Here is a 14,572-nt window from a genome sequence, read left to right on the forward strand (position 1 = left end):
GTACAATCCCAAGTCATTTCAAGTCCAAGCAACCGACAACGGCCTACCATGCGTACCAGTCAATATTTGCTCGCCACACAGAAAGAAACGCCTTCCGACGCGGTCGTGATCAGCCATCAGTTGATGCTGCGCGCCGGCATGATCCGCAAATTGGCCTCCGGCCTGTACACCTGGCTGCCCATGGGCTTGAAGGTGATGCGCAAGGTCGAAGCCATCGTTCGTGAAGAAATGAACGCTGCCGGCTCTCTGGAAGTGTTGATGCCGAGCACCCAGCCGGCTGAGCTGTGGCAGGAATCCGGGCGCTGGGAAGAGTACGGCCCTGAGCTGCTGCGCTTCAAGGACCGTCATGGCCGCGACTTCTGCGCCGGCCCGACCCATGAAGAAGTGATCACCGACCTGATGCGCAATGAGCTGAGCAGCTACAAACAGCTGCCGCTGAACCTGTATCAGATCCAGACCAAATTCCGCGATGAAATCCGCCCACGCTTCGGTTTGATGCGTGGCCGTGAATTCATCATGAAGGACGCCTACTCGTTCCACGCCGACCAGGCATCGCTGCAGGTCACTTATGACCGCATGCACCAGGCCTACTGCAACGTGTTCACGCGCCTGGGCCTGAAATTCCGCCCGGTTGAAGCGGACAACGGTTCCATCGGCGGCGCCGGCTCCCACGAATTCCACGTGCTGGCCGAGTCCGGCGAAGACGATATCGTGTTCAGCAACGGTTCCGACTACGCGGCGAACATCGAGAAGGCCGAAGCCATACCGCGCGAAACCTCGCGCCCGGCGCCGGCTGAAGAACTGCGCCTGGTGGACACCCCGGACACCAAGACCATCGCGGCCCTGGTGGAGAAATTCAATCTGCCGATTGAAAAGACCATCAAGACCCTGATCGTGCACGCCGAGGAAGAAGGCAAGCTGATCGCCCTGGTGATCCGTGGCGACCACGAACTCAACGAAATCAAGGCTGCCCAGCAACCTGGCGTTGCCAGCCCGCTGGTCATGGCCTCCGATGCCGAACTGCGTGACGCCATTGGCGCCGGTGCCGGCTCCCTCGGCCCGCTGAACCTGCCGTTGCCGATCATCATTGACCGCTCGGTCGAGCTGATGAGCGACTTCGGTATCGGCGCGAACATCGACGACAAGCACTACTTCGGTGTGAACTGGGAGCGTGACCTGCCGGTTCCGACCGTGGCCGACCTGCGCAACGTGGTTGCCGGCGACCCAAGCCCGGACGGCAAGGGCACCCTGGAAATCAAGCGCGGCATCGAAGTCGGGCACATCTTCCAGCTGGGCAACAAGTACAGCAAGGCGATGAAGTGCGAAGTGCTGGGCGAGAACGGCAAGCCGATCACCCTGGACATGGGCTGCTACGGCATTGGTGTATCCCGCGTGGTTGCCGCCGCCATCGAGCAGAACAACGACGACAAAGGCATCATCTGGAGCGACGCCCTGGCACCGTTCCAGGTGGCCCTGGTACCGCTGCGTTACGAAACCGAGCAAGTACGCGAAGCCACCGACAAACTGTATGCCGAACTGACGGCCGCCGGTTTTGAAGTGTTGCTCGATGACCGGGACAAGAAAACCAGCCCGGGCATCAAGTTCGCAGACATGGAACTGATTGGCATCCCGCACCGCATCGTGGTCAGTGACCGCGGCCTGGCTGATGGCAATCTGGAATACAAGAGCCGGACCGAAGCCGAAGCCCAACCGTTGCCGGTGGCTGACGTGCTGTCTTTCCTCCAGGCGCGTATTCGTCGCTGAAAACCAGATCAAGAGAAGTCATGTTCAAGCGAAACACCAGAGCCCTGGGGGGCGCCGCCTTGTGCGGCGCCCTGCTGGTCAGCGGCTGCGCCAACCAGATGTCGCAACGCAGTGAGCACGAGGAGCGGGTCGAGCGAAAGTTGCTCGACCATAGCCTGCAGATCGATGTAGGCGAACCTAAAGTGCTGGAGCTGCCGCAACGCCGGGTTCGCATTCATGAGCAGAAGACCTTCGAGGTCACCGAATTCGAAGTCACCCGTCGTTACGACCGCTACACGCCCTACCAGCCCTGGCGCAAACTCTATGAGATGCCCCTGGGTGCGGTGGCGTTGGTGGCGGGCGCCGGTGCCAACGTGGCGAATATCTTCGCCCTTGGCAACTTGCCCACCAGCATGACTCACGACTGGCTGACCTACGGCGTGGACGGCCTCAACCCGTTCATGAACGTGCAGTCCCATGGCCGCGCGCAGCAGAACCTGGCGGGTATCGATGAAGTCCAGCGCGACAAGCGCCTGGAGTATTCGAGCCTGCCCTGGAGCGAGCGTCCGGTACAGGTCTTCGCCGGCAAACAGACCCATGAGCTGACCACCGACCGCAACGGCGTTCTGCGCCTTAACCTGTTGGACAGCCCGTTTGCCGAACAGGACCTGAACCACGTCACGACTTTGAAGATCAGCGTGCAGGATGGCCAGGACGATGTGCATTCGGACTCGACCCTGGCGATCAGCAGCACCCTGCGCGGCAAGTTGCTGGAAGCCCACGGCCTGATTTACGACGACCTGGAGGACGACGAAGTCAGCCAATGGGTGCACCGGGTCAAGCGCCTGTCGGAGCTGGGCCTGGAAGAAGAAGCCAGCGAACTGGAACAAAGCCTGATCGAACTGACCCGTAATGATCCGGAGTTGCAGCAGGAGTTTCTGCAAGCGCTGACCAAGGATGCGGGGCGGTTGGTGGCGGATCCAGGGGCACGTTGAATCTGAAGCCTGGCGCAGATCAAATGTGGGAGGGGGCTTGCTCCCTCCCACATTTTGTTCCGGTTTCTACCAAGAGAACTCTAACTGTTCGTTGCCGCCGCTCAGGTCCAGCAACCGTACGCCAATCCCCAGCAACCGCACCGGTTTCCCTCCGCGGTTAAACGCCTGAGTCAGCAACTGTTGATAACTCTCCAGGTCCCTCCCCGCCCCGGACTGTTCCAGCGTCGTCTGGGTAAAATCGTGAAATTTCACCTTAACGAACGGCTTGCCCGCCTTATAGCTGCTGTCGATACGCGCCATGCGCCCGGTCAGGGTTTCCATCAGCTCCGGGAGTTTTGCCAGGCAACTTGAAAGATCCGGCAGGTCTACATCGTAGGTATTTTCCACACTGATTGATTGCCGTCGGCTGTCGTTCTGCACCACGCGGTCATCGATCCCACGCGCCAGGCTCCAGAGCCGCTCGCCAAAACTGCCGAATTCGCGCACCAGTGCCAGCTTGTTCCATTCGCGCAGTTGCAGACAGTCTTCAATCCCCAGGCGCGCCAGCTTATCGGCAGTGACCTTGCCTACGCCGTGCAGCTTGCTCACGCGCAACTGGGAAACGAAGTCTTCGACCTGGTCCGGGGTAATGACGAACAGGCCGTTGGGCTTTTTCCAGTCGCTGGCGATCTTGGCCAGGAATTTGTTCGGCGCCACGCCTGCGGACACGGTGATGTGCAACTGGTTGGAGACGCGACGACGAATATCCTGGGCGATACGCGTGGCGCTGCCGCCAAAATGCGGGCTGTCGGAGACGTCCAGGTAGGCTTCATCCAGGGACAACGGCTCGATCAGGTCGGTGTAATCGCGAAAGATCAGCTGAATTTCCTTCGACGCTTCTTTATAGGCATCCATACGCGGCTTGACGATGGTCAGGTCCGGGCAGAGCTTCAAGGCATGTCGCGACGACATGGCCGAACGCACCCCATACGCCCGCGCCTCGTAGTTGCACGTAGCGATCACCCCCCGTCGATCCGCCGAACCGCCCACCGCCAGCGGTTTTTGCGCCAGGCTCGGGTCGTCGCGCATCTCGATGGCGGCGTAGAAGCAATCACAGTCGACGTGGATGATTTTGCGCTGTGTCATATAAAGGAGGCAATCCAACGGGTGGCCAGTATCGCATTCACCCCTGTATATAGCACCAGTAGTTTGAATCTTCCGTCTAAGCGGTAGGAAAATTCCTGGATGAATTTATTTTCTCAATCGAATTTAGCCTTCCGATAGAGCTGAAAGCCACGGCCCGACTAGCCCGCACCGCTCAAACGGCCCGGCGTGGAGAGCTAACCGCTTGAACCACAAGCGCTTTTCTTTGAATCACGGGTTGACACACTCGCGTTCCTCTGTAGAATGCCGACACACAGACGCGGGATGGAGCAGTCTGGTAGCTCGTCGGGCTCATAACCCGAAGGTCGTCGGTTCAAATCCGGCTCCCGCAACCAAACATCAAAAAAGGCTACTCGAAAGAGTGGCCTTTTTTGTGCCTGCTCATTTTAGGCAAATCGCGGATTGTCGAACAAAAAACCTTTCCTCACGCGCACTTACAGGCGCACAGCCACCCTTTCAGGGTTAATTCGCACTTATTTGACCCATCGGTTGATTAACGGTTGACACCTCGTCGCTGGGCTGTAGAATGCCGCCCACAGACGCGGGATGGAGCAGTCTGGTAGCTCGTCGGGCTCATAACCCGAAGGTCGTCGGTTCAAATCCGGCTCCCGCAACCAAACATCAAAAAAGGCTACTCGAAAGAGTGGCCTTTTTTGTATCTGGCAAAAAAGTTCTTCTGAAACAATGATATGGCATCTTTCATGAAACCCTGCGCGGTTTGTTGAGTCCATCTCATCGCACGCTATGCTTACGCCTCTACGACCAATGGCCGCAGTCGCCCCACCCGGTGATCCGCGTTAATATTTGTAATTATTTTGTCCATAGGGATTGGTAACTTGGCTGGATACCTCCATCCTGTCGCGCACAATCCACGAGGTGATTGATGCGCGCCAACTCGTCTGAACCACAAGAGACCGTCACAGCAGAACAACCGATCACACCCACCCGCTTGCGCTGGCTGGATCTGTTGAGCAAATACCGGCAACCCATCGGGCTGGCCGTTACCTTGCTGCTGTTCGCAATCGCTCTGATCGCCTGCCGACACCTGCTGCTGGAGCTGGATCTCTATGCCCTCCACGACTCGATCCTGGAAGTGCCCAAGCCGGCATTGCTGGGTGCATTTGCCGCAGCCGTCGCCGGGTTCATCATCCTATTGGGCTATGAGTTTTCCGGCGCGCGTTACGCCGGCGTAAACCTACCCGCCAAAACCCTGGCCCTGGGCGGCTTTACCGCGTTTGCCATCGGCAATGCCATTGGCCTGTCGATGCTCTCGGGCGGGTCGGTGCGCTATCGTTTATATGCGCGCCATGGCATCGGGGCTTCGGAAGTGGCCCATATGACCGTGTTCGCCAGCCTGGCCCTGGGCTGCGCCCTGCCACCGCTGGCCGCACTGGCCACGCTGAGCAACTTGCCGGCCGCATCGACCTACCTGCATTTGCCGCAAAGTGTGCTCGGCGGCGTTGCCGGCGCCGTGCTGCTGCTGTCGACGATGCTGTGCATCGGTATTTATCGCCGTCGCCTGCCGGAACAGCCGTACCCGGACAACCTGCTGGTCAGGGTTGGCCGTCGCACCCTGCGCCTGCCTGGCCGGCGCCTGACGTTCCTGCAGTTGGTCATCACCGCACTCGACGTCGCCGCCGCCGCCGCGGTTCTTTATATGTTGCTGCCGGAAGCCCCGCCGTTCGGCCCGTTCCTGCTGGTGTACCTGCTGGCCCTGGCCGCTGGCGTACTCAGCCATGTACCGGGCGGCGTCGGGGTGTTCGAAGCGATCCTGCTGGCGGCCTTCGCCGATAAGCTCGGCGCCGCGCCACTGGCCGCCGCGCTGCTGCTGTATCGCATGATCTATGTGGTGCTGCCGCTGCTGATTGCCTGCGTGTTCCTGCTGGTCAACGAGGCCCAGCGCCTGTTCCAGACCCAACAAAGCCTGCGCGTGGCCTCGGGCCTCGCGGCACCGGTGTTGGCCGTGCTGGTTTTTTTGTCCGGCGTGGTCCTGCTGTTTTCCGGCGCCACGCCGGAGATCGACTCACGCCTGGAAAACATCGGCTTCCTGATTCCCCACCGCCTGATTGACGCGTCGCACTTCGGCGCCAGCCTGATCGGCGTACTGTGCCTGTTGCTGGCCCAGGGCCTGCGTCGACGCTTGTCGGCCGCCTGGATGCTGACCATGGTGCTCCTGCTGACGGGCGCCCTGCTCTCATTGCTTAAAGGTTTCGACTGGGAAGAAGCCAGCCTGATGATCATGACGGCGGTTCTGCTGGCGATCTTCCGTCGCTCGTTCTACCGCGCCAGCCGCCTGACCGAGTTGCCGTTTTCGCCGCTGTACCTGGTGTCCAGCGTCTGCGTGCTGGGGGCCTCGATCTGGCTGCTGCTGTTTGCCTATCAAGACGTGCCTTACAGCCATCAACTATGGTGGCAGTTCACCCTCGACGCCAACGCGCCACGCGGCCTGCGTTCGTTGCTGGGGGCCGCCGTGTTGCTGGTGATCGTCTCACTGACCTGGCTGCTGCGCACCGCGCGACCGGTGATCCACCTGCCGACGCCGCAAGAGCTGGAACGCGCCACCAAGATCCTGATGGCCTCGTCCCAGCCGGACGGTGGCCTGGCGCTGACCGGCGACAAGGCGCTGCTGTTCCATCCCAACGACGAAGCCTTCCTGATGTACGCCCGTCGCGGCCGCAGCCTGGTGGCCCTGTACGACCCGATCGGCCCGACCCAACCGCGTGCCGAGATGATCTGGCAGTTCCGCGACCTGTGCGACATCCACCATGCGCGCCCGGTGTTCTACCAGGTGCGGGCGGAGAACCTGCCGTACTACATGGACATCGGCCTCACCGCGATCAAGCTGGGCGAAGAAGCCCGCGTCGACCTCAAACGCTTTGACCTGGAAGCCAAGGGCAAAGAGATGAAGGATCTGCGCTACACCTGGAACCGTGGCACCCGGGACGGCCTGTCCCTGGAGATCTGCGAGCCGGGCACGGCGCCGATGGATGAATTAAAAGTTATCTCGGACGCCTGGCTTACCGGTAAGAATGTGCGCGAAAAGGGCTTTTCCCTGGGGCGCTTCAGCGACGACTACCTCAAACACTTCCGTATCGCGATCATTCGCTTCGAAGGGCGCCCGGTGGCCTTTGCCAACCTGCTTGAAACCTACAACCATGACCTGGCCAGCCTTGACCTGATGCGTGCCCACCCGGACGCGCCCAAGCTGACCATGGAATTCATGATGGTCGGTCTGATTCAACATTATAAGAGTCACGGCTACGCCCGCTTCAGCCTCGGCATGGTGCCGTTGTCGGGCCTGCAACCGCGACGCGGTGCGCCATTGACCCAGCGCTTGGGTTCGATGGTGTTCCGGCGTGGCGAGCAACTGTATAACTTCCAAGGTCTGCGCCGCTTCAAAGACAAGTTCCAGCCTGACTGGGAACCCCGTTACATGGCCGTGCCCGCGGGACTTGATCCGCTGGTGGCGCTGGCCGATACCGCCGCCCTGATCGCGGGCGGCTTGACTGGATTGGTGAAACGCTGATGATTCGACGTTCCTGGCGGTATGTATTGGCCTTTGTAGTGCTGCTCGCCCTGGTCCTGGGCGCCGGCTTTTGGTACTGGAACCGCCCTGCCCCGCAGCCAACCCTGGAGCAGTTGCCCCAGGCCGATGGCTCGGTGATGACCCGCGTTACTCCGACCGGCACAGCCAAAGCCCGCGTCGCCGTGGCGGTAATGGCCGACGAAACCCTGACCGACAGCCAACTGATTGCCCTGAGCCAGGGCGGCAAGGCCCAGATCGTCCAGGTGATCGTGCCAAAAGATGACTGCAAGCTGCAGGAACAAGCGCTGCAAAGCGCCCTGGGCCAGCTCAAGGGCCCGGCGACGCTGGTCAGCGGCATCGGCCCTGGCGCCGCCCTCGCCTGGCGCTGGCTGGCCGCCCAGAACGACGACAAGGCCAACGCCATCTCCGTCGGCTTCGCCCTGGTGCAGGAAGGCTGCAAAGACCCACTGCCCAAGACTGCCGCCCACGGCAACTGGCTGGTGGCCTGGAACGATAACCCTGATGATGAAAGCGCCAGTTTCGTACGCGACACACCGCGCGCGACGACCAGCATCAGCGACTACGACATTCACTACCCGCAAGTCCTGAACAACGAACTGCGCAAGCAACTGGTGGGTTCGGACAACGGCGGCCTGGCGATTCCGGTGGTGGAAGTACCGGCGGGCCAGGCCAAAGACACGGTCACCCTGTTCCTCTCCGGTGACGGCGGCTGGCGTGACCTGGACCGCGACGTGGCCGGCGAAATGGCCAAGATCGGCTACCCGGTGGTCGGCATCGACACCCTGCGTTACTACTGGCAGCACAAGACCCCGGAACAAAGCGCCAAGGACCTCGCCGAGCTGATGCAGCACTACCGGCAGAAGTGGGGCACCAAGCGCTTTGTGCTGACCGGCTATTCATTCGGCGCCGACGTCCTGCCCGCCATCTACAACCGTATGCCGGAGAACGAGCAGCAGCGGGTCGATGCAATCATCCTGCTGGCCTTCGCCCGCACCGGCAGCTTCGAGATCGAAGTGGAAGGCTGGCTGGGCAATGCCGGCAAGGAAGCCGCCACCGGCCCGGAAATGGCCAAGCTGCCGGCGGACAAGGTGGTGTGCATTTACGGCGAGGAAGAAGTCGATGAGAGTGGCTGCACCGACAAGACGGCGGTGGGCGAGGCGGTGAAGCTGCCAGGCGGGCATCACTTCGACGAAAACTACCCGGCGCTGGCCAAGCGCTTGGTGGATATCATCGTCAAGCACCAGGCCAAGGCCGAGTAACTCCAGGCAACACACAGGACCAAATGTGGGAGGGGGCTTGCCCCCTCCCACAGTTGTTTTGCGGTGTTCATAAACTCTAGCGCGGTTCGATGTGCGCAATCATCAGTTGCACCGTTTCATTCCCACGGAACTCGTTAACATCCAGCTTGTAGGCCAACTCCACCCAACGCACGGTCGGGTTCGGCCAGACCTCTCGGTCCACACCAAACGCAATGCCATCGAGCTTCACCGACCCGCATTCGCTCTTGAGCACCACTTTGAGGTGCCGCTCCCCCACTACGCGCTGTTCCACCAACTGGAATACCCCGTGAAACAACGGCTCGGGAAAGTGCTGCCCCCACGGGCCGGCATGCCGCAATGCGCGGGCCAGTTCCAGGTGAAACTCTTCCACCGCCAGGGTGCCGTCGGACAGCAGGCGACCGGTCAGGTCTTCTTCGCGCAATTGACGACGCACTTCGGCATCAAAGGCCTCGGCGAACAGAGGGAAGTTTGCCTCGGGCAACGTCAACCCCGCCGCCATGGCGTGGCCGCCGTACTTGGCGATGAGGTTGGGATGCTGGCTCGCAACCACCGCCAGGGCATCACGGATGTGAAAACCCTGCACAGAGCGCCCTGAGCCCTTGAGCAGGCCATCACCGGCGTCGGCGAAGGCGATGGTCGGGCGGAAATAGCGCTCCTTCATGCGCGATGCCAGGATGCCGATCACACCCTGGTGCCACTCCGGGTCGAACAGGCACAGGCCGTAGGGCATCGAGTCCACCGGCAAGTCCTTGAGCTGGGCCAGGGCCTCGCGCTGCATGCCTTGCTCGATGGACTTACGGTCCTGGTTCATGCCGTCCAGTTGCGCGGCCATTTCCCGTGCCGCCGCGGCGTCCGTGGTGAGCAGGCATTCGATACCCAGGCTCATATCGTCCAGGCGTCCGGCCGCGTTGAGCCGTGGCCCGAGGATAAACCCCAGGTCGGTGGAGGTGATGCGCGCCGCGTCGCGCTTGGCCACCTCAAGGATCGCCTTGATCCCCGGCCGCGCACGACCGGCGCGAATACGCTCCAGGCCTTGATGCACAAGGATGCGGTTGTTGGCGTCCAGGGGCACCACATCGGCAACGCTGCCCAGGGCGACCAGGTCGAGCAGATCGCCGATGTTCGGCTGCGGCGTGTTCGCGTACCAGCCCAGGTCCCGCAAACGCGCACGCAATGCCATCAGCACGTAGAAAATCACCCCCACGCCGGCCAGGGCCTTGCTCGGAAACTCACAGCCAGGCTGGTTCGGGTTGACGATGGCGTCCGCCGCCGGCAACTCGTCACCGGGCAAGTGGTGGTCGGTGACCAGCACCTTCAGCCCCGCCGCTTTCGCGGCAGCCACACCTTCGACACTGGAGATGCCGTTATCCACGGTGATCAGCAATTGCGGCTCGCGCTGCAGGGCCACCGCGACGATTTCCGGCGTCAGGCCGTAGCCATATTCGAAACGGTTGGGCACCAGGTAATCGACATGGGCCGCACCAAGCAAACGCAGGCCCAGGGTGCCCACGGTGCTGGCAGTGGCGCCATCGGCATCGAAGTCACCCACGATCAGGATGCGCTGGCGTTGTTCCAGGGCCGTCACCAACAGGTCCACCGCCGCGTCGATACCCTTGAGCTGCTGATAGGGAATCAACCGCGCCAGGCTTTTATCCAGCTCGGCCTCGGATTGCACCCCCCGTGCGGCGTAGAGACGGGTCAACAGCGGTGGCAATTCACCAAGGAATGGCAGGACAGCGGGCAACGGGCGGGGATCGATACGCATACGGAGGTGATGACTTCTCTACGGATACAACGGTTAAACGACAATTCTTCAAACAACACAAATCACTGTGGGAGGGAGCAAGTCGAATCGTCGCACCGCCCCTCCCACATTTATTTTTCAATCGCGTCCGCCAACCAGCCATTGCAATTGCACTTCATGCTGACCACGGTCGTCAGTGACGAAGACGGTGCCTTCGCTGATCATCACGTCCCACTTGATCACGCGCGGCATGTCCTTGGCCAGGGTCTCCAGCACTTCCTGCGGCACGGCGGCGATGTGCACGTTCTTCAGGTTAGTCGCCACCGGCACCACTTTGCCTTCCCATACGCGCAGGCTGCCGTACGCCAGCAGGCTGGTGCGCTCGGTGCGGCGCGAACACCAGGTCAGGCGGTCGGCATCGGGCTGGCCGACTTCGATCCAGTGCAACACACGGTCATCCAGGCTTTTTTCCCACAGGGCGGGTTCGTCTACATCCGACAGACCACGCCCGAACGCCAATTGCTCGTTGTAAAAGAGGGCGTAGGCCAGCAGGCGCACGGTCATGCGCTCTTCGGTTTCCGAAGGGTGACGGGCGATGGTCTGTTTAACGCTCTCATACACCGAACGGTCGAGGTCGGTGAGGTTGAGTTCGAATTTGTAGGTCGTGGACGGCTGGGCCATGAACGGGCTTCTAAAGACAGGGAAAGGCGCCAGTCTAACCGATGGCGGGGTGATTCAACGAATCATCCACCTTATCCCTGGCCGTTCGCCTATGTTAAAAGGCATCACACATCTGCCCAGCGTCTGAAGGATCCCCATGTCGTTTAATGCCAAACCGCTTGCCGGCCTGAAAGTCATCGAACTCGGTACCCTGATCGCCGGGCCGTTCGCCTCACGTATCTGTGCCGAATTCGGTGCCGAGGTGATCAAGGTCGAATCCCCGGACGGCGGCGACCCGCTGCGCAAATGGCGCAAGCTGTATGAAGGCACCTCGCTGTGGTGGTTCGTACAGGCACGCAACAAAAAGTCACTGACGCTGAACCTCAAGCACCCGGATGGCCTGGCGATCCTCAAAGAGCTGCTGGCGGACGCCGATATTCTCATCGAAAACTTCCGCCCCGGCGTGCTGGAGAAGCTCGGCCTGAGCTGGGAAACCCTCCACGCACTGAACCCGAAACTGGTGATGGTGCGGCTCTCGGGCTTCGGCCAGACCGGCCCGATGAAAGATCAACCGGGGTTTGGAGCCGTGGGCGAATCCATGGGCGGGCTGCGCTACATCACCGGTTTCGAGGACCGGCCGCCGGTGCGCACCGGCATTTCCATCGGCGATTCCATAGCCGCCTTGTGGGCGGTGATCGGTGCGCTGATGGCGCTGCGGCATCGCGAAGTGAATGGTGGCTTGGGCCAGGTGGTGGACGTGGCCCTGTACGAGGCGATCTTTGCGATGATGGAAAGCATGATTCCCGAATTCGACGTGTTCGGCTTTATCCGCGAACGCACCGGTAACATCATGCCTGGTATTACTCCCTCCTCCATCCACACCAGCGCCGACGGCAAGCACGTGCAGATCGGCGCCAATGGTGATGCAATCTTCAAGCGTTTCATGAGCGCCATCGGCCGTGACGACTTGGCCAACGACCCGCAACTGGCCAGTAATGACGGGCGTGACGGCCGCCGTGACGAGCTTTATGGGGTGATTGATCGCTGGGTGAATTCGCTGCCGCTGGAACAGGTGGTGGAGCAGCTCAACCAGGCCGAAGTGCCCGCCAGCCGCATCTACAGCGCCGAAGATATGCTCGGCGACCCGCAGTTCCTCGCCAGAGAGATGTTCCTCAAGGCGCAGTTGCCCGACGGCAAGGACTTCAAGATGCCGGGCATCGTGCCAAAGCTGTCGGACACCCCCGGCAGCTGCGAGTGGGTCGGGCCGCAGCTCGGTGAACACAACAGCATCGTGCTCAATGAGCTGGGGTACGACGCCGCCGCGATCACACGCCTGCGCGAACAGGGCGCCATCTGAATCGCAGGCAAAAAGAAACCCCGAAGCGTGGGGAGACACTTCGGGGTTAAACGTGGCCTTACAATGACCAGTACAACAAGCCACAAACACCGGAGCACAATGTTTGCTCTTGCTGTTAAAAAATCTGACAGGCCATGCCGTAGGAAGTTTCGAAGGATAAATAATTCTTCATGCGCACACCGGCGCACGCGTCATGGCAGCATTGCGCAAGGCTGCAATGACCGAGGGTTCCAGGCGGCCTTCCGCGATTTTCAGATCGCGCAGCAGGCAATCCACCACATCCACCAACGCGCGCTTGTCGGTTAATTGCGCGCGGTTGAATTCGCGCTCGACCATGATGGCGCCACTTGGGTTCTTCACGGTCACCAGGCATTCGCCCAGCACACCAGCGGTGGTCAGCGTAACCTGATAAGGGCTCAGTGCTTCTTCGAGCAATAGGCTGATACTTTGCATCTCGATCACCACTCAATAGTTCGGGAACAATCGTTTCAACGGGTGCAGCATCTATCCTAAGTGACTGGTTATGACGTAGGAAAGTTCGCTTTTTCGTTGTTGCGGGGATGACGTTTCCAGCATGCGCCTGCAACATGACAATGAAAAAACGTTGGCACAGAAACCAAAAACGCCGCTGACCCAAGGGAGGGAAAGCGGCGTTTTTGTATACGCGGTTCGCCTTACAACGGCTTACCCCGGTTGCCATGCTGGCTGACAAACGCCTGCACAGCTTTCAAATCATTGGCCAATACCGTGCAACGCTCTTGCCGCTCGAACAGGTCGGCCAGATGCGCCGGCAGTTCCAGGGCCTTGCCGACACCAGCCTTCTCCACCGCTTCCGGGAATTTGACCGGGTGCGCGGTGCCAAGGATCACCATCGGAATGTCCAGGCTGCGACGGCATTCGCGGGCGGCCTTCACCCCGATGGCGGTGTGCGGGTCGAGCAACTCGCCGGTCTGGGCATAGACTTCGGCGATGGTTTCGCAGGTCTGCGCATCGTCCACAGCCAGGGAGTCAAACAGCTTGCGGGTTTCGGTCCAGCGTTCTTGCTCGACGTTGAAACCGCCGCCGCTCTTGAAGCTGTTCATCAATTCGGCAATGGCCGCACCGTTGCGACCGTGCATGTCGAACAGCAGGCGCTCGAAGTTCGACGAGACCATGATGTCCATCGACGGTGACAGCGTCGCGTGCAGGGTTTCCTTGATGTAACCGTTGCCGCTCATGAAGCGGTGCAGGATGTCGTTGCGGTTGGTGGCGACGATCAACTGGTTGATCGGCAGCCCCATGTTGCGCGCCAGGTAACCGGCGAAAATATCGCCGAAATTGCCGGTAGGCACCGAGAACGACACCGAACGCGCCGGGCCGCCCAACTGCAGGGACGCGTGGAAGTAGTAGACGATCTGGGCCATGATCCGCGCCCAGTTGATCGAGTTGACCGCCACCAGGCGCGTGCCCTTTAGGAAGCTCTGGTCAGCGAAGCTGTTCTTGACCATTTCCTGGCAGTCATCGAAGTTGCCTTCGATGGCGATGTTATGGATGTTCTCACCAAAGATGGTGGTCATCTGGCGACGCTGCACTTCCGATACCCGCTGGTGCGGGTGCAGGATGAAGATGTCGACGTTTTCGCAATGCTTGCAGCCTTCGATGGCCGCCGAACCGGTATCGCCGGAGGTGGCGCCGATGATCACCACGCGCTCGCCGCGCTTTTCCAGCACGTAATCGAGCAGACGACCGAGCAGTTGCAGGGCGAAATCCTTGAACGCCAGGGTCGGGCCGTGGAACAGCTCCAGTACCCATTCATTGCCGTTCAGTTGGCGCAGAGGGGCGATGGCGTTGTGGGAAAACACGCCATACGTTTCTTCCAGAATCTTTTTAAAATCGGCGTCCGGAATGCTGCCGGTGACGAACGGGCGCATCACCCGGAACGCCAGCTCGTGGTACGGCAGGCCGGCCCAGGAGGCGATTTCTTCCTGGGTGAAGCGTGGCAGGTTTTCCGGCACATACAGGCCGCCGTCGGTGGCAAGGCCTGCCAGCAAGACGTCTTCGAAATTCAGGGCCGGTGCCTGGCCGCGGGTGCTGATGTAACGCATAGGGGCAAACCTTCGGTTT

At 60.8% G+C, this 14,572-nt stretch carries 10 protein-coding genes and 2 tRNA genes; 7 read left to right on the forward strand and 5 right to left on the reverse strand.

The features are described from left to right. Positions 1–48 precede the first annotated feature (48 nt). Both PSH66_RS23710 and PSH66_RS23715 read left to right on the forward strand, forming a co-directional pair. Positions 49–1,764: a proline--tRNA ligase gene (locus PSH66_RS23710; RefSeq protein WP_003175880.1), complete on the forward strand. Its 1,716-nt coding sequence runs from the start codon at positions 49–51 to the stop codon at positions 1,762–1,764. 20 nt (positions 1,765–1,784) lie between these two features. Then, positions 1,785–2,738 (forward strand): hypothetical protein, encoded by a 954-nt coding sequence (locus tag PSH66_RS23715; RefSeq protein ID WP_003175881.1) that lies wholly within the window; start codon positions 1,785–1,787, stop codon positions 2,736–2,738. 66 nt (positions 2,739–2,804) lie between these two features. On the opposite strand, the gene dinB is transcribed toward PSH66_RS23715, so the two are convergent. After that, entirely contained in the window at positions 2,805–3,863 is a 1,059-nt protein-coding gene (gene dinB / locus PSH66_RS23720; RefSeq protein ID WP_042945229.1) for a DNA polymerase IV, read from the reverse strand. Between the two features lie 276 nt (positions 3,864–4,139). On the opposite strand from dinB, the gene PSH66_RS23725 reads away from it, so the two are divergent. From PSH66_RS23725 to PSH66_RS23740, 4 genes are all read left to right on the forward strand, one after another. Then, positions 4,140–4,216: transfer RNA gene (locus PSH66_RS23725), tRNA-Met, on the forward strand. A 205-nt stretch (positions 4,217–4,421) separates the two neighbouring features. Beyond that, positions 4,422–4,498, forward strand: a tRNA-Met gene (locus PSH66_RS23730). Positions 4,499–4,764: 266 nt separating this feature from the next. Further along, positions 4,765–7,407 carry a bifunctional lysylphosphatidylglycerol flippase/synthetase MprF gene (gene mprF, locus PSH66_RS23735; protein ID WP_305427737.1) on the forward strand — a complete coding sequence of 881 codons (2,643 nt, stop codon included), beginning with the start codon at positions 4,765–4,767 and terminating at the stop codon, positions 7,405–7,407. After that, positions 7,407–8,687, forward strand: a complete 1,281-nt coding sequence (locus PSH66_RS23740; RefSeq protein WP_305427738.1) for a virulence factor family protein — start codon at positions 7,407–7,409, stop codon at positions 8,685–8,687. Before mprF ends, PSH66_RS23740 begins: the two co-directional genes overlap by 1 nt. 76 nt (positions 8,688–8,763) lie before the next feature. Here PSH66_RS23740 and recJ read toward each other — a convergent pair whose 3' ends face one another. Continuing rightward, positions 8,764–10,473: a single-stranded-DNA-specific exonuclease RecJ gene (gene recJ / locus PSH66_RS23745; RefSeq protein ID WP_003175887.1), complete on the reverse strand. Its 1,710-nt coding sequence runs from the start codon at positions 10,471–10,473 to the stop codon at positions 8,764–8,766. 117 nt (positions 10,474–10,590) lie between these two features. After that, complete coding sequence (locus PSH66_RS23750; RefSeq protein ID WP_003175888.1) at positions 10,591–11,133, reverse strand: YaeQ family protein; 543 nt, start codon at positions 11,131–11,133, stop codon at positions 10,591–10,593. Positions 11,134–11,269: 136 nt separating this feature from the next. On the opposite strand from PSH66_RS23750, the gene PSH66_RS23755 reads away from it, so the two are divergent. After that, positions 11,270–12,469 (forward strand): CaiB/BaiF CoA-transferase family protein, encoded by a 1,200-nt coding sequence (locus PSH66_RS23755; RefSeq protein ID WP_003175889.1) that lies wholly within the window; start codon positions 11,270–11,272, stop codon positions 12,467–12,469. 168 nt (positions 12,470–12,637) lie between these two features. Here the strand turns inward: PSH66_RS23755 and PSH66_RS23760 are convergent, their stop codons facing one another. Both PSH66_RS23760 and thrC read right to left on the reverse strand, forming a co-directional pair. Beyond that, entirely contained in the window at positions 12,638–12,922 is a 285-nt protein-coding gene (locus PSH66_RS23760) for a DUF3509 domain-containing protein (protein ID WP_042945231.1), read from the reverse strand. A gap of 221 nt (positions 12,923–13,143) precedes the next feature. Then, positions 13,144–14,553, reverse strand: coding sequence for a threonine synthase (gene thrC / locus PSH66_RS23765; RefSeq protein WP_003175891.1), 1,410 nt, complete (start codon positions 14,551–14,553; stop codon positions 13,144–13,146). Between the last annotated feature and the right edge of the window lie 19 nt (positions 14,554–14,572).

The organism is Pseudomonas sp. FP597, assembly GCF_030687435.1.
GTDB classification, from domain to species: domain Bacteria; phylum Pseudomonadota; class Gammaproteobacteria; order Pseudomonadales; family Pseudomonadaceae; genus Aquipseudomonas; species Aquipseudomonas lactucae.

Bases quoted from the DNA above. Each gene is read 5' to 3' on its own strand.
- dinB (WP_042945229.1), bottom strand. From the start codon at position 3,863: ATGACACAGCGCAAAATCATCCACGTCGACTGTGATTGCTTCTACGCC.
- PSH66_RS23755 (WP_003175889.1), top strand. From the start codon at position 11,270: ATGTCGTTTAATGCCAAACCGCTTGCCGGCCTGAAAGTCATCGAACTC.
- PSH66_RS23760 (WP_042945231.1), bottom strand. From the start codon at position 12,922: ATGCAAAGTATCAGCCTATTGCTCGAAGAAGCACTGAGCCCTTATCAG.
- PSH66_RS23740 (WP_305427738.1), top strand. From the start codon at position 7,407: ATGATTCGACGTTCCTGGCGGTATGTATTGGCCTTTGTAGTGCTGCTC.
- thrC (WP_003175891.1), bottom strand. From the start codon at position 14,553: ATGCGTTACATCAGCACCCGCGGCCAGGCACCGGCCCTGAATTTCGAA.
- mprF (WP_305427737.1), top strand. From the start codon at position 4,765: ATGCGCGCCAACTCGTCTGAACCACAAGAGACCGTCACAGCAGAACAA.
- recJ (WP_003175887.1), bottom strand. From the start codon at position 10,473: ATGCGTATCGATCCCCGCCCGTTGCCCGCTGTCCTGCCATTCCTTGGT.
- PSH66_RS23710 (WP_003175880.1), top strand. From the start codon at position 49: ATGCGTACCAGTCAATATTTGCTCGCCACACAGAAAGAAACGCCTTCC.
- PSH66_RS23750 (WP_003175888.1), bottom strand. From the start codon at position 11,133: ATGGCCCAGCCGTCCACGACCTACAAATTCGAACTCAACCTCACCGAC.
- PSH66_RS23715 (WP_003175881.1), top strand. From the start codon at position 1,785: ATGTTCAAGCGAAACACCAGAGCCCTGGGGGGCGCCGCCTTGTGCGGC.